Raw genomic sequence first — 21,254 nt, 5'->3', positions numbered from 1 at the left:
CCTCGCCCCTCGTCCCTCGTCCCTCGTCCCTCGTCCCTCGTCCCTCGTCCCTCCCCTCGCCCCTCGTCCCTCGTCCCTCGTCCCTCGTCCCTCGTCCCAACGTCTTGCCAAATGTTCCTCAATACACACACCTATTTCAGCTTCAAATACGGAACGCTGAGCGTGGAGCAACTGCTCGCGGCGGCGCAGCGTTGTGGTGTGCGGAAATTGGTGCTCACGGATATCAATAATACTTCAGGTGTTCTGGATTTTATTCGTCTGGCCCCAAAGTATGAAGTGCAGCCGGTTGTTGGTATTGATTTCAGAATCGGAGCACGACAATTATATATTGGTATCGCGAAAAATAACGAAGGCTTTCACGAGCTGAATGAATTCCTCACCCATTGTCTGCGGAGAGGGACAAATGAAATTCCCGATATGCCGGATCTCCCTCCGCTATTACAGAACGTGCACTGGATCATTCCCTTTGAACGTGTGATCCGGACTGATTTTCCCGCGCTCTTTCCGGATCTCGCGAAGAACACATTTCATTTTTTTATCGGAGTAAAACAAAACGAACTTTCCCGCATTCGTTTTTCGGCCTGGAAAAACCGTACAAAGCGAATGGTTATTCTGCATCCGGTGACATTCAATACGCCCGGTGATTTTAATACGCATCGTTTGTTGCGCGCTGTGGCAAACAATACATTGCTGAGCAAAGTCGGAGCGGAGGAGCTGGCCGGCGCGGAAGAAGTGATGATCACGGAACAGGAGCTTTGCGCGCGTTATGTTGAATTTCCGGAAATCATTCGCAACACACAGGAATTACTGGAGCCTTGCGGCATCGCTTTCGATTATCACGAAAGTAAAAATAAACGGACATTCTCCGGGAGTAAATTGCTCGATCGCGAAATTCTCCGCCGTGAAACATACAAAGGTCTTGAATACCGCTATGGAAAAGGGAGCGATGAAGTACGGCAGCGTGTCGACAAGGAATTGCAGATGATCAACGAGCTGGGTTTCGCTCCATATTTTCTGATCAACTGGGACATCGTCCGCTACGCGCAACACAAAGGATATTTTTATGTCGGCCGCGGCAGCGGGGCGAACAGCATTGTCGCGTATTGTCTGCGCATCACCGATGTGGATCCGATCGATCTCGATCTCTACTTCGAGCGTTTCATCAATCCTTTTCGCACCAATCCTCCCGATTTCGATCTCGATTTTTCCTGGAAAGACCGCGATGAACTCACCGATTATATTTTCCGTCGTCATGGCCGCGAACATGTGGCTTTGCTCGCGACGTATTCTACGTTTCAGTTCAATGCCATCGTACGCGAGCTCGGAAAAGTTTTCGGTCTGCCCAAAGCGGAGATCGATGCCATTGCCGAAAGCCGCCGGCATCCCGATACTCCCGATCGTATTACACAGCTCATTCGTTTGTACTCGACACGCATCGTCGACTTCCCCAGTCACCTGAGCATTCATGCCGGTGGTGTACTGATCTCGGAGAAACCGGTCACCTGGTACACCGCTACCAATATGCCGCCAAAAGGTTATCCCACCACACAGTTCAGTATGCTCGAAGCGGAGGATGTCGGTTTGTATAAATATGATATTCTCAGTCAGCGCGGACTGGGCCATATCAAAGACACTGTCGAAATTGTTAAACGTAACCGTGGTATCGATATCGACATTCACAACATCGCGGAGTTCAAGCAGGATGAAACAATCAAACAACTCATCCGCAACGGACGTTGCATCGGATGTTTTTATGTGGAATCTCCTGCCATGCGAATGTTGCTCAGAAAGCTTCGTGTCGATACCTATATCCAATTGGTAGCGGCGAGTTCTATCATTCGTCCGGGTGTAGCGAAATCGGGGATGATGCGTGAATACATTTTACGCACACACGATCCCGTGCGGCGTACCTATATCCATCCACTCATGAAAGAGCTGATGGAAGAAACCTACGGCATCATGGTCTACCAGGAAGACGTGATCAAAGTAGCGCATCACTTCGCAGGACTCTCGCTCTCGGAAGCCGATGTGCTGCGCAGGGGAATGTCAGGAAAGTTTCGTTCACGCGAGGAGTTCGCGAAGATCCGCGATAAATTTTTTCTCTGTTGCAAAGAGAAAGGTTATCCCGAGACGATTACCACGGAGGTGTGGCGACAGATCGAGAGTTTCGCCGGTTATTCTTTTTCCAAAGGGCATTCCGCTTCCTATGCGGTAGAAAGCTACCAGAGTTTGTACCTCAAGGCGCATTACCCGAAGGAGTTCATGGTGGGAGTGATCAATAATTTCGGAGGATTTTACAAGACAGAGTTTTATGTACACGAAGCCCGTATGTCAGGCGCGGTGGTGCATGCGCCTTGCGTCAACAAGAGTGAATACGTGACTTCGATTCAGGGAGACGATATTTATCTTGGTTTCATTCACCTCGCCGAGCTGGAGAAAAAAGTAGTAGAACAAATTCTCGAAGACAGGGAACGCAACGGTGCCTTTGGCAGTCTGCAGGATTTTACAAAACGCGTAAGCATTGCCGTGGAACAGCTCCGCATCCTGATCCGCATCGGCGCTTTTCGTTTCACGGGCCGCACGAAGAAGCAGTTGCTCTGGGACATTCACATTCTCCTTGGCGCGCAGAAAAAATCAGAAGCCAAACCGGAACTCTTTGATGTGGGCGTGAAAAATTTTCAGCTGCCCGAATTACATCACGGCACCTTCGATGACGCGATGGATGAAATCGAAATCCTCGGCTTTCCCCTGTGTTCGCCTTTTACATTGCTCCGCGATCCCATTGCCAGCGATCTTCTCGCCGCGGATCTTCCGAAATATGTAGGGAAAGAAATTAGTATCGTCGGCTACCTGGTCACCATTAAATATACCAGCACGGTCAAACGCGAGACCATGATGTTCGGAACTTTTCTCGATCGCAATGGATTTTTTTTCGACACGACTCATTTTCCAAAAGTAGTGGAGCAGTTCCCTTTCCGGGGCCGCGGCACCTATCTCATCAAAGGAAAAGTAGACGAAGAATTCGGTTTCTGCAGTCTCACGGTCACCGCTCTCGAAAAACTTGAAACCATGAGCCGTGATGACCGGCCGGTGAAAGCAATTTCTACAGGAGAAGTAATCCGATCCTCATGAAACTTCACACGTTTAGTTCGCCTTTATATATATAATTTGAAAAAATCTGTGCCCCATGTGAATTGTTATCACTGAGTCTGATCTCTGTTTTCAATTTTCTGTAGCATTTGTTTTTCAACCGCAGTGAGTTCCACGATGGAATAACGTGGTATACTAAACCGCAACATCTCATTCAACATACTGACCAGATTTTGATAGCGTGCATCATCATTCGTCTTGATCAGCACAATTGGACCCAGAGAATCGCTATTTTTTAATTGGGTGAGATGAGAAGTAATAAGCTCAGGAATATTTTCTATCAAACCATTTTTTACTGAATCATTCAAAAGACGGATTTTTTGAAGCAGCACCTGATTTCTGGTTGCCAGAAGAAATGGAATTCCCGTATGGAGTCTTGAATGATCGGTAGGATGCAAACTAGTGTCTGAAAGATTGTCGCCAGAGCCACTATACCAGAATATGTGATCATTGCGGCTTAACAGAAAAGTAATCGTGCGTGATTCAGGAGTAAGTGTAGGCGGACCTTTTACGGGCATGGTGATATCCATGGTTCGAAGTCGGGCAAAAGTGGTGGTCAAAATAAAGAACGTAAGTAAAAGGAATGCCAGATCGGCCATCGGTGTACTGTCAATATGGATTCCGGATTTTTTTTGCCGCGGACGTTGATGCCTTCCGGAAGAGGTTGCAGGCTTTTCAAGTTCATGCATAGAATCAGATTTAGTGTGGAAAATTTTAGTGAAGAGCTTTGAATGTTGATTTTCCATAATTTTTTTGAAAAGGACAGAAAAATTATTTTTTCACATAATTGAAAAGCATCATCATTCTTTTCACGAAATCAATTTCCGCTGATCAATTTTAACAGAAATCTTACAGTTTGGATGTAAATGGTAACCGGCAAGGCTTGAGGTCGTTGAATTGTTAAAATCCTACCTCACATGAAAAATGATTATTTTAAACTTTCTGCCATTTTGAAGAAAAAAAGCAATTTTCTTCTTGTGGTGTTTACTCAGTACAATGCCTTCAATGCTGAAGGCCCAAGGCGGTTTTGACCCATGCGGTCCAAACGGTCCCGGTTGTTCCTCCGGTCCTGCAGTAGCAGTATTTTCTCCATACTGCAATGATACCGTATCAATGAGTCAGCCTGCTTCCTTTCTCTTTGGAGCAATGGATGCAATGAATCTGATTGATACCACTTACAACTCAGCCGTTACGGTGAATGTTGTATCCGGACCGGGATCTGTAACAGGGAATCTCAATGGAGCATTCAATAAAGGAATTCTCCAGATGAACGGAATCAATGTTTCTGTTCGTGGAACCTATACGTTTGACGTTAGTAGTGGAAGTTTGGCTTCCTTTAATTGTAGCCGGACATTTGATACAATTCCTCCTACAGGAAATGGATTTTGTTTCGGAGCCGGACCTTCGGTTAATGTAAAATTCACCAATGTCCCCGGTGGAATGAATCAAAACGCGCCATTCAATGTGGAAGTTCAGGTCTTGAATGCACAGATGTGTATGGACTCTACATTTAACGGACAGGTAGATATCGCAAAACTGGATGGTCCGGGTAATTTGTCCGGAACAACAACCGCGAACGCGATCAACGGTCTTGTATATTTTAATGGTGTACAGTTTGATCAGCCTGGTGATTATCATCTGCTGGCAACTTCATCCGGATTGGCAAGCGATACTTCAATGATGATCCACATTAATTCCGGTGGCGGAAGTAATCAGAATTGTCCTCCTACAAGTACTGAAGGTACTCGTGAAAATATGGGACTCTATGGCGGATCAAGTCTTGACCTTACCTGGAACTATTCAAACAAACGTCTCTTCGCGGCTATTTCTTCGCCTGCGTCATTATTTTATTCTGATGACTCCTGCAAAATCTGGCATCGTGCCTTCCCGGATGATTCACTGGAATATGGTTGTGGCAGAGGATGGGGCGGTCGTGCCGTACGCGTCCTGACCAACACAAACAACTGGGTAGCGGTTCAGACATCGCAGGAAGCAGGAACATTGAACGCGTTGGTAATAAGTTTTGATGGTGGTAACACATGGCAAACAGCTTTGGATAGTTACATGATGAGTCAGATGGGTTACCAGAGTCAGAATGTTTCCGGAATGTCGCTCACAGATTATTATATGTATTGCCTGATGGGAAAATATATTGTTCGCGTGAACAGCGCGTCAGCCATCAACCCTTCAACAGATTTGATTGATATAACAACTGCTATCGCCGGCATCAGTTCAAATTCACAGGTGAAAGCGATTGCAGCAGGAAACACTTCAACCGGTTATCCATTTTATTGTATCGTGGATACAACCGGACAATTTGGTTCTAATCCAGGTCTGCTCTATAAATGCGATGGATCAACTTTCACTCCGGTAACTCTTCCCGGTGGTGTGAGTGGATTTTCAATGATCTTTACTCATCCCGGTCAGGTGACTGCGGATACATTGATAGCACTTGCACCGGCAATGGGTGGTACTCAAATGTATCGTTCCCTCGATGGTGGAACATCCTGGACCTTGCTTACCGGTCCCGGTGGAAACTTCCCGCTGAGCGATGTGGACTATAGTCCGAATTGGGTATCGTCAATGCCACAATCAAACGGTATGGTGATGATCATTCCGGGAAGCGCGATCTCTACAGACATGGGAGACACATGGCAAACTTTCCAGTTGCAAAACAACGGTGGTGCTTTGCATCCTGACAACGACCAGGTAATGGTTGGTACAATGGGTCGTGGAGTAGTGGTGAGTACAAATGGTGTTACCGGTCCATTCGACATCGCTCCGAATTATGGTTTGGAAGCTGTACAAATTAAAAAGATCGCGCGTACCGCAAGTAAAGGAACATTCTATATCGCTACACGCGCAGGACTTGCATATACAACCGCTTATCTCGATGATGCGGTTGCAGGATATGATAAATGGAATACACCTTACGGTTCATTCCCGATTTCATATGTCGGTGACGATGCAGGTGTTTCCGCTGTCGCGATTGATCCGAATGATAGTCTGCATGTCATCGCGGGATATTCAAACGGATTCTCTGTGACAACTACCGGTGTTTCCGGATTCTCAAATGTAAATCCCTCCGGTTACAATGTAGCCAACGATGACCCTGCGGTGCATGATCTGTTGTTTGTTTCTTCATCCATTGTACTTGCTACAACAGGTGGCGACAACAGCAGTCATAGCGGAAAAGGAAATATCTGGCGTTCTACAGATGGTGGAGCAAGCTGGACAAATGTGAGTCCTGTTGGATTCAGCAACGGACAATCACTTGGCAAAGGAAGTGTCAATGGAAATAACGTGATCTATTGTGGTACAGGTTTGTCAGGCAGCATGGCTGATCCCGGAACATTGTGGAAATCGACAGACGATGGTGCAACCTGGACACAAATCAATTTTGGTCCGACAGCGACAAACAATCCGGGCATCACAAATCTTCCGATCTATGATCTTGCCGTTGACCCTCGTGGAACAGATACACTCTATCTTGCCTGCGGTTCGAATACAGATTATGCATTCGTAAAATCTACCGATGGAGGAGCAAGCTATGCTAACATCAATGCAAGCGGAGAAGGTGCATTCACATCAGTGTGTATCAACCAAACGTATCCTGACAGTGTTTATACAGCTATCCGCAGGGATATCCTTGTGTACAATGCGCTGACAGATTCAGCTATGTATATCTATCGTGGTTTACCGGGTGAATTGGTTCCGGATCTTGCATTCGGTTCTGTCTTGGCCGGAACATCCATGGGATTCTTCCGTGTAGAACCTACTGCTCTTTCTACCGGTGTGCAAAATGAAACTCCAAAATCTCAAAAAAGACGACAAGCTGATGGTGTATCCGAATCCTGTAAAGGAAACCGCGACACTAAGCTTTGTACTGGATCACCGATCCACAGTCGACATCCAGGTTCTTGACCTCCTCGGTAATTGTGTCTGGAAACAACATCAGGAGAATGCCGCTAATGGAAAACAAAATATCCGTCTGAACACCGCAGAATGGCCGGCCGGTACCTATTGCGTGCGTGTTTCCTGCAGCGATGGAACACAACTCAGAAAATTTATTAAAGTTGATTAAGAACAAATAATTAACGCTCAATAAAAAATGCCCCGTACTCACGGGGCTTTTTTATTGAAGCAAATGGTGGTTGATTTCTATTTCACAAGCCTCTTCTCGCCCTTTGCGTCTCACCTTTGCGCCTTTGCGCGAAAAAATTTTTAGCTCTTGAATATTGCCAGAAAATCAACGGAGAATTCAAAACAACATCCTCACCCCATGTTTAATTTTCATTTCATGCTCCAGCAACCATTGCTTTCTCCAAAGTCCACCTGCATAACCTGTTAAAGTACCATTCGACCCGATTACCCGATGACATGGAACAATAATCGCGATCTGGTTTTTGCCATTCGTTGTACCCACAGCGCGGATTGCTTTTTCATCGCCTATCCGTCGGCTGAGTTCAAGATAGCTGATCGTTTCTCCAAAAGGAATTTTTAAAAGCTCGGCCCAAACTCTTTGCTGAAAGATTGTTCCCTCCTGTGCAACCGGAACACTGAATTGAGTTAGGCTCCCTTCGAAAAATGCATGCAATTCTTCGATACAGGTTTTGATGACAGGAGACGGCTGATTCTGGATGAGAGTGCAGGTTCTTTATCGAGCAAACTCAACTTACAAATTGCCTCACCCGATGAAGCAATTTCAAGCCAGCCCAATGCGGAGGAGATATAGGCAGTGGAATTCATTTTTGTAAAAGTAGGATGTTTCTGACGAACTTGACGGTGGAATTTTAAAATTTTCAATCCAAAATAAAATTTAACAAATCCTGAATAATTGACATTTCGTTAACAAAGTTCAAAGGTCCGATTGCGTTAATTTACAGGAAGCCTGGATTCATTCTGCATTGTAACAAATTACCGGCTTAAAGCGTCCCAGTATTATCCATTGATCCCATGATTAAACGCCTACTGCTCTTTTTCCTTCTTTTTTCTTTACACTCAATGCAAATTTTTGCAACGGATGAAGTTCGCCGTGCTCTCAAGGCTGAAAGAATTTCACAGCCTCCAAAAATTGACGGAATCATCAATGACGATTGCTGGAAATCTTCCTGTAAAGTAAAAGGCTTCACCGAAACCAGACCCGTTGCCGGCCGCTCGGAACGCGATGATCTTTCCACTGAAGTATATATTTCTTATGATGATATGGCTGTTTATGTCGCTGCCTGTATGCACGATGTTTCGCCCGATAGCATCCATCATGAACTTAGCACACGTGACAATATCGGTAGCCCGAAGATCCAAGTTGGAATGCAGTTTGGGAAAGTGCCACCAGAATAGAAGGAAACAACTGGTATGCTGAATTGAGAATTCCTTATTCTGCACTTCGTTTTCCGAAAAAAGAAGTGCAAACCTGGGCCGTCAATTTCATGCGTACACGTGATGTTTCCAGTCAGCAATTGTTCTGGAGTAAAGTGGATCCTTCAGTGAATGGTTTTATGACACAATGGGGAGAAATGTCAGAGATCAAAAACATCAAACCACCGGTAAGGCTTTCGCTCTCACCCTATATTTCCGCCTACATCGATCATTACCCATACAATACAACCGGACTAAAAAACACCAATACCAATATCAATGGTGGAATGGATTTGAAATATGGAATCAGTCAGAGTTTTACGCTTGACATGACACTGATCCCTGACTTTGGACAGGTGCAATCAGACAATCGGATTCTGAACCTGACACCATTTGAAATCCGTTACAATGAGAACCGCGGATTTTTTACAGAAGGAACTGAGCTGTTTAATAAAGGTGGATTTTTCTACTCCCGCCGGATCGGAAGCGAACCGGTGAATTATTACAAACCTTACGATGAAGCCGGCGCTGACGAAACAGTCATCAAAAATCCTTCGGAATCAAAATTACTCAATGCCACCAAAGTCTCCGGCCGCACCAGTGGCGGTCTGGGAATAGGTGTATTCAATGCTGTGACACGACCGATGTACGCGACACTCGAAAGTACAGAAGGACAAAAACGCGAAATTGAAACTCAGCCTTTGACGAATTACAATATTCTTGTCTTTGACCAGTCACTCAAAAACAGTTCATCCGTCACGTTGCTCAATACAAATGTGATTCGCAACGGTTCAACCTATGACGCGAATCTCACAGCAGGTATGTTTTCGGTGAATGACAAAACCAATACCTACAATGTCTCCGGTAAAGTGGCAACCAGCCGGCAATACAACCTCACAGATCATACTCTTGAAGGCTATCATTACATGGTTACCGCGGGAAAAACTAGCGGAAAATTCTCATTTACTCTCGGTCAATACTTGTGGGATGATAAATACGACCCGAACGACCTTGGGATTTTATTCAACAACAATGAAATTGACCAGCAGGTCGACATGAGTTATAATATTTTCAAACCGGGCAAATGGTATAACAGAAACAATACAGGAGTAGGGATGTGGTATCTTTCCAGATATCTTCCGAGATCTTTCCAGAGTTTTTATTTCTACATCTGGAATTATACACAATTTAAAAACCTATGGTCGCTCAATCTCAACGCCGATCTCAATCCGGTATATGCCAATGATTTTTATGAGGCCCGTCAGCCCGGAAGAGTGTACAAAGAATTGCCTTATAACGGTTTTGGAATTAACCTCTCGACCAATTATTCCAAAAAATATTACGTAAGTTATTTCTACTATGTAAAATTCAAAGACCGTTTTAAAGGCTGGGGTTTTGATTCAGACCTATATCAGAATTTCAGATTCAATGATCACCTGGCTGTAAGTTTTGAAACGATCATCGGTCCGCGTTACAATTATGCAGGGTATGCTACCGTTGATGAAAGCAACAATGATATTCTGTTTGCACGCCGGGACCGGAAAACGGTTGAAAACATCCTGAGTATAAAATATACTTTCAACAATGCCATGGGTATTCAGCTGCGTGGAAGACACTATTTTTCAAACGTGAACGACAAGCAATATTACACGCTCCTGGAAGACGGAGAACTGACGCCGAATACAAGCTTTACGGGAAATACAAATATCAATTTCAATCTGTTCAATGTTGACATGGTCTATTCCTGGCATTTCGCGCCGGGCAGCGAGTTCAATCTGGTTTGGAAAAACAGTATCCAGGATGTCGGTCAGGATCTGATCAATCCCTATTTCCGCAACCTCGACCGTACGCTCGCCGCGGATCAGCTGAACAGCTTTTCATTGAAACTCCTGTACTACATCGATTATCTGGATGTCCGTGGCAAACTCGGCAGGAAAAAAGCCTGAGCTATTTGGTGAACAAATATTTTGAGACAGAGGCTTTCTGAACGCTGTGGAGTTTTACTTTTGCCTTACCTATGACTGCTAAAAAGAAGCCGGGCGGAGTGTCCGCCAATCGTCCCATCGGAATTTTCGATTCAGGAATCGGCGGGCTGACTGTCGCCAACGCCATTCAGAATGTATTGCCGAATGAATCCCTCGTTTATTTCGGGGATACCGCGCATTTGCCTTATGGCGACAAATCGCCCGATTCGATCAAGTATTACGCGATCCGGATCAGTCAGTTTTTGCTCAAGGAAAATTGTAAAATGATCGTGATCGCCTGCAATACAGCTTCCGCAATGGCTTACGAAACCGTCAAAGATTTTGTAGGCAATGCCGTACCGGTCGTCAATGTAATCGATCCGGTTGTGGATTATGTTACTGGCAATAAGAAGCATCATAAAATTGGCGTGATCGGTACCAAAGGCACCATCAAAAGCGATATCTACGCGAAGAAAATTCATACCAAAGGAAAAAAACTGGAAGTGGCTTCACTCGCCACGCCATTACTTGCTCCAATGATCGAAGAAGGATTCTTTGATAACAAGATCAGCCGGACAGTAATTGCTTCCTATCTGGATAGCCGGAAACTCGCGAAGATCGACTCCCTCATTCTCGCCTGCACTCATTATCCGCTCATTAAAAAAGAAGTAGAAGAGTATTACAAAAATGGAATTGATATCGTCGATTCCGCCGGCGTCGTCGCGGATTCAGTGAAAGATATTCTGAAAAAAGAAAAGCAACTCGCCCCCAAACGCAAACCCATACACCATTTCTACGTTTCCGATTTTACAAAATCATTCGAAGAAAGCACCAAGTACTTTTTCAAAAATAAAATACATCTGGAGAAGAAGGATATTTGGATGTAGGTTGGGTTCCGGGTTGGTTTAATGGGTTATTGAGTTATTCGGTTATTTGACGGCTCTTTACATTCGCGATAATCTACAATCAGCAATCTATAATCAGCAATCCATTCGGTTATTTGACGGCAATTTACATTCGGATAATCTACAATCAGCAATCTACAATCAGCAATCCATTCGGTTATTTGACGGCTCTTTACATTCGCGATAATCTACAATCTACAATCAGCAATCAACAATCATCAATCCATTCGGTTATTTGACGGCTCTTTACATTCGCGATAATCTACAATCATCAATCTACAATCATCAATCAACAATCCAATCGTCCCTCACTTATACCACCCACTATACATCACATACCTGTCCGCCAGTTCTTCGAGTAGGAGTCTTTGTTCGGCGCTGATGGCTTTGATTTTTTTTGCGGGGGCTCCGGCATAAATGAATCCGGATTCAACAATGGTGTTTTCAAGAACTATTGATCCTGCAGCCACGATGCTAAACGGTTCCACAACTGCATGATCCATGATGATCGCGCCCATTCCAACCAGGACATTGTCTTTTAAAGTACACCCATGCACCAGTGCATTGTGTCCGATATTCACATTGTTACCGATCACGGTTGCCGCTTTCTGATAGGTGCAATGGATAATCGCTCCGTCCTGGATATTGACTTTATCGCCAATACGGATAGAATGCACATCTCCGCGCACAACAGCGTTAAACCATACACTGCAGCTTTTTCCCATCACCACATCACCAACGACTGTGGCATTTGGCGCCAAAAAACAATTTTCCCCAAAAACAGGGTGGATTCCTTTAACAGGTAACAGAAGTGCCATAAAATGAATTTGCTGGAAATTTCGTTCAAATATTTTGTAAATTTAGCCTTTCAATTGTATCCATGAAGTACTTCCGATTTTTTACAGTCCTCATCTTCACTACACTGCTGGTCTATGCCTGCAAGAAGCCCGAAGAGTATCCTGTTATACCTGCAATTGAATACAAATCAGCCTATACCACAAAAGATCAGCAGGGTTTTGATCAGTTGTTTTATGTGACCATTTCTTTCACCGATGGAGACGGAGATATCGGTTACAAGAGTCGTGAGTCCGGAGAAAACGACCCGATTTTTGACGATCCTACAAGTCAGTATTACAATAATTTTATTGTAAAAATGTTCATCAAACAAAACGGAGTTTGGAACACCATTGATACTCCCGTGAGTTCACGCATTCCTTACCTGACTCCGGATGGAAAAAACAAAGCTTTGAAAGGAGAAATTCTCCGCGAACTCAATCTTCCTTTTCCTCTCGTGAACGATACGATGAAATACGATATTTTCATTTACGATCGCGGTCTGCATCAAAGCAACACGATCACTACTCCTGAATTTATTTTCAATACACACTGATCAGGGTTTCTTCTTTCTTTACTTTTTCCAGCTCTGTTTTAACCGGAATCGATTTTATCCAGTCGGATATGCGTTCATTTTTATTTAAAGTCTTAAAACCAAATTTTCCATCAAGATAAACAGCAAGATATTCCTGCTCTGTTTGTCCGGGCGTTGGAATTAAAAGGGCTCCTTTTTTCAGCTCAAATAAATCCATCACTGTAGAGTAACCTGACCGACAGATGATTCTTTCCGATTGCTGCAAGACAGATTGGAGTTCATCACTCTCCAGATGAGAAACAATCCTTAGTTTTTCATTTCCAGTGGAACTTTCTTTAGCTCCCGGTTTTCCCTGGATCAGAATTGCTTTTCCTTTAATAGTTTTTAATGCAAGTAAACATTCTTCTTCCAGAGCTGTTCGCTGTGGCTCTGGACCACTGAGCAGAATGCACAAATCATATTTTGTTGTTGTGTCATTCTGAGAAAAAACAAATCGACTCAGGCTCCCGATAAATTTTGCATTCTTCGGCAAGGAATATTTGTGGGAGAGATCGCCTGATAGATTGTAGTTGTCGGCAACATCGGGAATCCAGCATTCATCGTATCTCGAGACAAACCATCGTACCACGCGATGCAACAGTGGCTCCATCCATTTCAAACCGGGAGGACATTTGATCATCAGCTGATGCGTCATGAAAATGCTTCGCATGTTTTTGTTCCACAAGCCGTAGCAATTATCCGAAACAACCTCGTCAGGTTGAAATTGCTTTTGAATTTTTTTCAGCCACTGATGTTCCCGGTAAATGCTGAGTAAAATTTTTGGCGCCTGCAAAAACATTATCAGCGTCATTGGAATGTGCAAAGAGTAACGGATTCCATATCCCTTTCTTTCTATAAAAGTGAGATCCGGAAATTCGCTCCGTAAAAATGTTGCCGCATTTCCACTGCAGGTAAGGATCACTTCATGTCCTTCCTCACGGAAACGCCGGATCAGCGGCACACAGCGCGTGGCGTGACCAAGGCCCCAGTCCAGCGGAGCAACAAGTATGCGTTTCGGTGAAGACATTTTCCTTTCAAAAAAGTAAAGTTAAGGTAATTTTCTATGATCAATCCATACGTCAAATGCCATGTTTTCTCTGCGTTACTCTGTGGGATACTCTGTGAACCTCCGTGTTTCAGGAATGAAGTATTTTTCGAGCCGTTTAGCTTATGAATGTGCACCTCAGGGATCTTAAGCAGAATTATTAAAATAGTGGACAAGAGATACGTAAAAGAAAGGGCGAAATGAACTTTCACCTGATGTGTTTTTGCCAAATCAGGATCAATTTTATTGTTTAATTTAGATCGCCAAATTCAAACCGATGAAAAGAATATCTACGCTTGTATTATCCCTGTTTTCCTTTGTAATTGCCAACGCTCAATGGGCAAGTGATCCTGCACTCAATACACTCGCCGCCCTGGGCCAGGAATGTGTGGATCCTATCGCTGTTGCCGACAGCTCCGGCAATACTTATATCAGTTATCGTCTTCCAAATGGAGGAGGATACAGCATCTACATGCAAAAAGTGGATGCGCTTGGTTATCCACAGTGGGGAAGCACCGGTAAATTGCTGAGTGATGATGATCACTCCCAAACTTTTACAACCGTATATTCCATGGCCATGGGTCCGGAAGATCATGCTGTGGCCGCTTGGGAAGACAGCCGTACAGGAAATTTTGATGTCTTTGCTTCACGTGTTTCTCCAGATAGTCTCCTCGTATGGGGCAATGGTGGCTTGCAGCTTTCCTTCGGCGCGAATACGGATGTGAATCCGCAAGTATTGCCAATGCCCGATCAGTCCACGATTATCGCATGGCAATCTGATGATTCAACGGGAATTTATATTCAGCGTGTTTCCGCTGACGGAACAAGATTGTGGGGACAGAACGGTTATTTACACTACGAACACAGCGGAACCGGATTGCGTTATTTCAGCTATCCTCGTCTTGTGCTTTGCAACGATACCAGCTTTTATCTGCTCTTTAAGAAAGCGAATGCTCCCGGTTTCTCGGCATCGCAGTTGGAACTTTCCATCAATAAATTCGGACTCAGCGCGCAATCGCTCTGGGGTGGCGATATCGGTTTTCAAACTGCAGGAAGTATTCCCTTTATCCTCACCATGAATCCGTTTTCAGATGGCAATGAAGGTTGCGTTGTTGCCTGGATGGACGGCCGCGGAAGCGGTGTTTATCTTGATGGTTATGTGCAACACATCGATGCAAACGGAAATTCATTGCTTGCGGCGAACGGACAGGATGTTGTATCTGTTCCGGGATCGCTCGCACTCGATAATATTTCCGCGGCACTCGATGATGCAGGAAATATTTATGCTTTCTACAATACAAGTACGGAAATCTACATGCAGAAAGTTGATCCATCCGGAAATCTACTCCTTGGAGCTAACGGAGCAATGGTCGTCACTGCGGTCAATTCATTTTCTCAGACCTACGGACAAAAAACCAGCAGAGGTTTCCTGATCAATTATTCTGATGATGCTTTCCCGGTAAATACCTATTCTGCGGCCATGTTCGACAGTACCGGAAATTTTGTATGGTCGAATCAGATTTTATCCGTCGCGACTTCATCAAGTGGTAAGAGCAATGCTACTGTTACCGAGGAGAAGAATCGTCAGGTCGTTGTCGCATGGCAGGATGATCGCAGCGGAACATCCACAGACATTTATGTACAGAATATCGAAGTGAATGGAAGTCTTGGTGTTGGTGTTCCGGAATTGAATCAGGCAGCAGTAAAGGTTTATCCAAATCCTGCTTCCAATCTCATCACACTGAATATCCCCGGACAAGTAACATCAAGATACACTGTTACTGTGCTGAACACTACCGGTGAAATTCTGCGCAGCTGGACAAGTGTTCCATCCATCCGTAGTTTTGATGTTTCCGGTTTGGCTGCAGGTGTTTATTTTCTACGCGTTGCCAATGAGAAAGAAACAAAAACACTTCGCTTTGAAGTGATCCGTCAGGATTGATTCGAAACGTGATAATTTGATCTCGCACGAATTTTCTATTTTCGTGCCCGCTTCAAAGAACTATGGGAAAAGATAAATTGCGACGCTTCGCGGAAAATGAAACCTTTCCAAATCTCATTCAACCTTATGTGACCTACCCGCCGGTAGATCACAGTCTGAAAGGGAAGTGGCATGAGAATTTTTTTCAGAACCAGGCGCCCATCGTTCTTGAATTGGGTTGTGGCAGGGGAGAGTATACCGTAAATCTCGCGGAAAAATTTCCGGAAAAGAATTTCATTGGTATCGACTGGAAAGGAGCACGTCTCTGGCGCGGCGCGAAAACCGGCGTAGAGAAGAAGATCAAAAACATGGGCTTTCTTCGCATCCAGATAGAAAACATCGCCTCGTTTTTTGGTCCGGATGAAATCGATGAAATCTGGATCACATTTCCCGATCCGCATCTCCGTGAAAGTCACGATCACAAAAGACTTACCTCGCCACGATTCCTGTCTTTGTACAGACAATTTCTGAAACCCGGAAGATTTGTCAACCTCAAAACCGACAGCCGATTTCTCTACGATTTCACACTCGATGTCATCCGTGAACAAAATTTAAAAATCGAAATTCAAACCGATCATTTGTATCAAAGCGAATTCGCGGACGATGTCCTTTCCATCAAAACCACCTACGAAAAAATCTGGCTCAAAGAAGGACTGAACATCTGCTACCTCAAATTTTCATTATAACTCTCTGCGCCCTCTGCTCCATTGGGGCGAAAAATTTTCACGCAAAGACGCAGAGGGCGCAAAGTTTTTTTTGGAACGACCTGTTCCTCCTACTCAATCCCGCCCCACCCGTGCTTTGCTCGTCCCTCGCGCCGCCCGGGGTTAGGTTGCTGAGTGATTTATTTCATTACTTATTTTATTTTTTAAATGGTCGAATTATTGGGGGGCTGACAAGAGCAAGTCGTATACCCCCTGGCAAAGAGAAATAATTTTAGATTTTAATTTTTGCCTTTTGTTGTAGAACACTCCACAACCTAAGCCCCTGCAAATAGAGTGCAATGTTATTAATTGGAGCAAATGGAGGACTGCTTATTTTGCAATTGAGAATAATACTAAATTACCTAAAAGATCTCTGCGAGATGACTGCAGCCTGATCTGGACGACACGATCGTATACCATGCGATCGTCATCTCGCAGAGATCTTTTAGGTCAACTGAAAAAATGGTTTCAGAGCTGTGCATTATTTTCTTCAATTTAATGATTTATTAAGCACGCGCTTCGACGGATATTCATCCGTTGTCTTTTAACTGTGGGATTTTAATCCACTTTTATTGCCTCAACGAATAAGCTAAACTAAGCTCGTTGTTAAATTAAGTAAATTATTTCAGACCCCGAGAGCAAGTCGTAAACTTCCTGGCAAAGAGAAATAATTTTAGATTTTAATTTCTGCCTTTTGTTGTAGAACACTCCACAACCTAAGCCTCTGCAAAGGGAGAACAATGATATTAATTGGAGCAAATGGAGGACTGCTTATTTTGCAATTGAGAATAATACTAAATTACCTAAAAGATCTCTGCGAGATGACCGCAGCTTGATCTTGTTTATGTCGTCCAGATCACGCCGAATTAACTTTGTTTCATATTACCAAATATATTCGGCGTGATCTGGACGACATAATGTTTACCATGCGATCGTCATCTCGCAGAGATCTTTTAGGTCAATTGAAAAAAAATAGTTTCAGAGCTATGCATTATTCCAATCACTTAATTGATTTATAAGGCACGCGCTTCAGCAGATATTTATAGGGCGCAATATTTTTTTGGTTTTTAGATTGTTGATTTTTTAAATTTTCATAAACAACCAACAACCAACAACCAACAACCAACAACCAACAACCAACAACCAACAACCAACAACCAACAACCAACAACCAACAACCAACAACCAACAACCAACAACCAACAACCAACAACCAACAACCAACAACCAATTGAACCGCAAATCACCCTGCAACCTAACCCCGGGCGCCGCGAGGAACGAGCAAAGCACGGGCAGGGCGGGAGTAAAATGAAATGCACTTTCGTTCCAAATTATTTTCCGGATTTAAAATACATTTGCAGCATTGCACGAAGCCAATATGCCCTCAAGCAAACCCACACTCGAATCCTTTTTCGATCAGGTCTACGCGGTTGTCCGCCTCATTCCGAAAGGAAGGGTGACGTCCTATGGAGCGATTGCTAAGTACCTGGGATCGGCGAGATCTTCGCGGATGGTGGGCTGGGCGATGAACAACGCGCATACGGTTCGCCCTAAAGTTCCTGCGCAAAGGGTGGTTAACAGGAATGGTTTACTCACCGGAAAACATCATTTTGGTACACCCACACGGATGCAGGAATTGCTCGAAAAGGAAGGTGTTAAAATCAAAGACGATAAAGTTGTTAATTTTTCGGCCATTTTCTGGGATCCGGCCTCGGAATTGAAGCTATAGATCCTGCCTCCGGAATAGGCTTTCAGCCTGCTTCTTTGTACCTTTGCTGTCTTAACATTTTGATATGGCTATTACAAAAGAACTGGTAATTGACGCTCTCCGCAATGTGATTGAACCGGATCTGAAAAAGGATCTGATCACCCTCAACATGGTGGAGGATATTGTTGTGGATGAAATGAATGTAAGTTTCACAGTGGTACTTACAACTCCCGCTTGTCCGCTCAAAGATCTGATTCGTAACGCGTGTATCAATGCCATCATTCATTTTGTGGATGAGAAGGCAAATGTTACGGTGAACATGACCGCACGTACAAGCAGTACACGGGCAAGTAACCAGGCGCTCCTTCCTGAAGTAAGAAATATTATCGCGATTGCTTCCGGAAAAGGCGGTGTGGGTAAATCTACTGTCGCTGCAAATCTTGCTGTCGCGCTGGCGAAAAAAGGCGCGAAGGTTGGTCTGATTGACGCGGATATTTACGGTCCGTCCCAACACATCATGTTTGGTTTGGAAAACGAAAGATTGTTCGTCAACGAACGTGATGGCAAAACTTTTATGCTGCCTTTTGAAAAATACGGAGTGAAAGTACTTTCCATCGGCATGCTCGTAGATCCCAATCAGGCGATTCCATGGCGCGGACCAATGGCTTCAAAAGCTCTGAACCAGTTGTTCAGCGACGCGGAATGGGGAGCCCTTGATTATATGCTCATCGATCTTCCTCCGGGAACCGGCGATATTCATCTGACGCTTGTGTCCGCTGTCCCTGTGACCGGAGCTGTAATTGTGAGCACTCCTCAGCACGTTGCTCTCGCCGACGCGCGCAAGGGCATCAGCATGTTCCAGATGCCACAGATCAATGTTCCTGTACTTGGACTGATTGAAAACATGTCTTATTTTACACCTGCTGAATTGCCGCAGAATAAATATTATATTTTCGGAAAAGAAGGCGCAAGGAATATGGCTACACAACTGAATGTTCCTTTCCTTGGTGAGATTCCATTGGTGCAGAGTGTACGTGAAGGTGGCGATACAGGTATTCCAATCGCGCTCGACGAAGACTCCCCGGTTTCAAAAGCTTTCGAAGACGTTGCCGATAATGTCATCCGACAAGTTGCCATCCGCAACGCCGAAAAATCACCGACGGAGAAAGTTGTGGCGTCGGCGTATTGAAGGGAATGTTGATTGCTGATTTTAGATTGAGGATTGTAGATTATCACAGCTTTAAAATGTGGCGAAATAACTTAATAACCGAATAGATTGCTGATTTTAGATTGTTGATTGTAGATTATCACAGCTTTAAAATGTAGAGAAATAACTTAATAACCGAATCGATTGCTGATTTTAGATTGTTGATTGTAGATTATCACAGCTTTAAAATGTGGCGAAATAACTTAATAACCGAATAGATTGCTGATTTTAGATTGTTGATTGTAGATTATCACAGCTTTAAAATGTGGCGAAATAACTTAATAACTCAATAACCTAATAACTTAATAACCCAATAACTTAATATCAATTCGGAACCAAAAAAATGACCACCCCTGAATTAGTAAAGAGAGTAGAAGACGCCCTGGATACTTTGCGTCCCTACCTGGAAGCCGATAAAGGCAATGTTTCCCTGATCGATATCACGGATGACATGGTTGTGCGTTTGCGTTTTCATGGAGCGTGCAGTTCCTGCAGCATGAGCGCGATGACGCTCAAAGCGGGAATCGAACAGGCTATCCTCCGCAGTGTTCCGGAAATCCGTGAGGTAAAAGCCATTCAGGAAGACGAAGAATCACTCGCATAATTATCTTAAAAATAATTTATAGAAAACGGGCTGTTGCGAAAATCAACAGCCCGTTTTTATTTCCATACATCACAAAAAAAAGCTGCCGGAATTTCCGGCAGCTAAAATCATAATTGTCTTTTTAATCAGATCTAAGATTAAGCAATCAAGCCAAACCTGAATGCTCAATCACTGCTTATTGATTGAGGAATTTATTCACTCGCTCAAAATAGGCGTTCTTATCTGTATTGAAATTTTCCGCGTTGCCCGGACTGGCATTCACAACATAGGTTTGTGAAACACATTTCAATGATTTCATGTCATTCGGATTGAGCATTTCATCCTGAGGAGATACAATCAGCATCACACCTTTCAGAGTCACGCGTGTACGGTCGCAGGCATACATTGGCTCGTAGTTTTTATCGAAACCAAAAGGAATGATCACATCTTTTCCTTTTTTCTCTTTCATTTTTTTCTTCATGATTTCGAGTCCTGTCCATGGGCCATCAGCGATGATCTTACGGGTCTCCGTGCGATTCGCGCCAACACCCAGAGAAATGCCAGCGCCAATATTCTGTCCGTAGAGATCAAATTTTGTGATCGCGCGTGATTTGCGGAGGTAATCCAGCATCGCATTGAGATCATTCAGAAACTGAGGATAGATATAAGTATCCGGATCGATGGCGAATTCACTGCTTGCTCCATAACCACGGTAATCATACATCGCAACGTTCCATCCTGCGGAAAGGAATTGTCCGGCGATTTCGATGTTGTCGGCCATGTTCCCGTCACCACTACCACTGATGATCATCCAGTTGGAAGTCTTTTTCGGGGAATCAAAAAACCAGGCATTCAGAGTGGCGCCGTCTTTTGTAGGCACTTTTTCTTCCTTGTAAGTCATCCCGTATTTTTCCGGTTTAGTCTTGTATTCTTTGGAAGGATTGAGGGCATAAACGGATACCCCGCAAAGAAGGGCTGTTACCAGCAGAAGGGATTGTTTCAATAGTTTCATTTGTTTAGAGAATAAGTAGTTGACGAATGTAACGAAATCAATGAAAAATAATTCCCCTGAAACACAGAAGATTTTAACAAGATCCGGGATTCTCATATTTCCCTCAAAATCATCCTCAATGCCTGCTTTTTTCGGGTTCGAATTTCGCAACTGAATTTTTAGCGTTCACGTAATTTATCCTATGGACAAGGGAGGTGTCCTTTTTTCGCTCGCTTTAATCCTTAAATTT

The 21,254-nt window shown here is 44.0% G+C and carries 18 protein-coding genes; 12 read left to right on the top strand and 6 right to left on the bottom strand.

All coding sequences use genetic code 11. The features are described 5' to 3' along the window. Positions 1–111 precede the first annotated feature (111 nt). A complete protein-coding gene (locus tag IPP86_05785) occupies positions 112–3,132 on the top strand; it encodes a DNA polymerase III subunit alpha (GenBank protein ID MBL0138026.1) in 3,021 nt (1,006 codons plus the stop codon). Between the two features lie 68 nt (positions 3,133–3,200). Here IPP86_05785 and IPP86_05780 read toward each other — a convergent pair whose 3' ends face one another. Beyond that, positions 3,201–3,839 carry a biopolymer transporter ExbD gene (locus IPP86_05780; protein ID MBL0138025.1) on the bottom strand — a complete coding sequence of 213 codons (639 nt, stop codon included), beginning with the start codon at positions 3,837–3,839 and terminating at the stop codon, positions 3,201–3,203. 316 nt (positions 3,840–4,155) lie between these two features. Here IPP86_05780 and IPP86_05775 point away from each other — a divergent pair, with 316 nt between their 5' ends. Both IPP86_05775 and IPP86_05770 read left to right on the top strand, forming a co-directional pair. Beyond that, positions 4,156–7,074 (top strand): exo-alpha-sialidase, encoded by a 2,919-nt coding sequence (locus tag IPP86_05775; protein ID MBL0138024.1) that lies wholly within the window; start codon positions 4,156–4,158, stop codon positions 7,072–7,074. Beyond that, on the top strand, positions 6,989–7,234 hold the full coding sequence (locus tag IPP86_05770; GenBank protein MBL0138023.1) for a T9SS type A sorting domain-containing protein: 246 nt from the start codon (positions 6,989–6,991) through the stop codon (positions 7,232–7,234). The genes IPP86_05775 and IPP86_05770 overlap by 86 nt, the downstream gene beginning before the upstream one ends. Before the next feature lie 177 nt (positions 7,235–7,411). On the opposite strand, the gene IPP86_05765 is transcribed toward IPP86_05770, so the two are convergent. After that, positions 7,412–7,792, bottom strand: a complete 381-nt coding sequence (locus IPP86_05765) for a methylated-DNA--[protein]-cysteine S-methyltransferase (GenBank protein MBL0138022.1) — start codon at positions 7,790–7,792, stop codon at positions 7,412–7,414. Continuing rightward, entirely contained in the window at positions 7,720–7,956 is a 237-nt protein-coding gene (locus IPP86_05760) for a hypothetical protein (GenBank protein ID MBL0138021.1), read from the bottom strand. Before IPP86_05760 ends, IPP86_05765 begins: the two co-directional genes overlap by 73 nt. A 150-nt stretch (positions 7,957–8,106) precedes the next feature. Between IPP86_05760 and IPP86_05755 the strand changes: the two genes are divergently transcribed. The 3 genes from IPP86_05755 (at position 8,107) to IPP86_05745 (ending at position 11,359) form a co-directional block, all read left to right on the top strand. After that, entirely contained in the window at positions 8,107–8,490 is a 384-nt protein-coding gene (locus tag IPP86_05755) for a hypothetical protein (protein ID MBL0138020.1), read from the top strand. Between the two features lie 23 nt (positions 8,491–8,513). After that, positions 8,514–10,454: a hypothetical protein gene (locus tag IPP86_05750; GenBank protein ID MBL0138019.1), complete on the top strand. Its 1,941-nt coding sequence runs from the start codon at positions 8,514–8,516 to the stop codon at positions 10,452–10,454. 71 nt (positions 10,455–10,525) lie between these two features. Next, complete coding sequence (locus IPP86_05745; protein ID MBL0138018.1) at positions 10,526–11,359, top strand: glutamate racemase; 834 nt, start codon at positions 10,526–10,528, stop codon at positions 11,357–11,359. 326 nt (positions 11,360–11,685) lie between these two features. Here the strand turns inward: IPP86_05745 and IPP86_05740 are convergent, their stop codons facing one another. Further along, entirely contained in the window at positions 11,686–12,195 is a 510-nt protein-coding gene (locus IPP86_05740; protein ID MBL0138017.1) for a gamma carbonic anhydrase family protein, read from the bottom strand. A 62-nt stretch (positions 12,196–12,257) separates the two neighbouring features. On the opposite strand from IPP86_05740, the gene IPP86_05735 reads away from it, so the two are divergent. After that, positions 12,258–12,767: a hypothetical protein gene (locus IPP86_05735; GenBank protein MBL0138016.1), complete on the top strand. Its 510-nt coding sequence runs from the start codon at positions 12,258–12,260 to the stop codon at positions 12,765–12,767. Here IPP86_05735 and IPP86_05730 read toward each other — a convergent pair. Beyond that, complete coding sequence (locus IPP86_05730) at positions 12,754–13,812, bottom strand: glycosyltransferase (protein ID MBL0138015.1); 1,059 nt, start codon at positions 13,810–13,812, stop codon at positions 12,754–12,756. The genes IPP86_05735 and IPP86_05730 overlap by 14 nt on opposite strands. Before the next feature lie 295 nt (positions 13,813–14,107). Between IPP86_05730 and IPP86_05725 the strand changes: the two genes are divergently transcribed. The 5 genes from IPP86_05725 to IPP86_05705 all read left to right on the top strand — a co-directional run bounded on the left by IPP86_05725 (position 14,108) and on the right by IPP86_05705 (position 20,034). Further along, positions 14,108–15,772: a T9SS type A sorting domain-containing protein gene (locus IPP86_05725; GenBank protein MBL0138014.1), complete on the top strand. Its 1,665-nt coding sequence runs from the start codon at positions 14,108–14,110 to the stop codon at positions 15,770–15,772. A 62-nt stretch (positions 15,773–15,834) separates the two neighbouring features. Continuing rightward, complete coding sequence (gene trmB, locus IPP86_05720) at positions 15,835–16,497, top strand: tRNA (guanosine(46)-N7)-methyltransferase TrmB (GenBank protein ID MBL0138013.1); 663 nt, start codon at positions 15,835–15,837, stop codon at positions 16,495–16,497. Positions 16,498–17,893: 1,396 nt separating this feature from the next. Continuing rightward, the gene (locus tag IPP86_05715) at positions 17,894–18,244 is read left to right on the top strand and encodes an MGMT family protein (GenBank protein MBL0138012.1); all 351 of its coding nucleotides are present in this window, start codon (positions 17,894–17,896) and stop codon (positions 18,242–18,244) included. Positions 18,245–18,308: 64 nt separating this feature from the next. Continuing rightward, on the top strand, positions 18,309–19,412 hold the full coding sequence (locus tag IPP86_05710) for an Mrp/NBP35 family ATP-binding protein (GenBank protein ID MBL0138011.1): 1,104 nt from the start codon (positions 18,309–18,311) through the stop codon (positions 19,410–19,412). Positions 19,413–19,773: 361 nt separating this feature from the next. After that, positions 19,774–20,034 carry a NifU family protein gene (locus IPP86_05705; protein ID MBL0138010.1) on the top strand — a complete coding sequence of 87 codons (261 nt, stop codon included), beginning with the start codon at positions 19,774–19,776 and terminating at the stop codon, positions 20,032–20,034. 175 nt (positions 20,035–20,209) lie between these two features. Here IPP86_05705 and IPP86_05700 read toward each other — a convergent pair whose 3' ends face one another. Next, positions 20,210–21,025 (bottom strand): alpha/beta hydrolase, encoded by an 816-nt coding sequence (locus IPP86_05700; GenBank protein ID MBL0138009.1) that lies wholly within the window; start codon positions 21,023–21,025, stop codon positions 20,210–20,212. Between the last annotated feature and the right edge of the window lie 229 nt (positions 21,026–21,254).

Source organism: Bacteroidota bacterium, assembly GCA_016720935.1.
Lineage (GTDB): Bacteria > Bacteroidota > Bacteroidia > AKYH767-A > 2013-40CM-41-45 > JADKJP01.
This window is presented reverse-complemented; position numbering and strand designations above follow the sequence as displayed.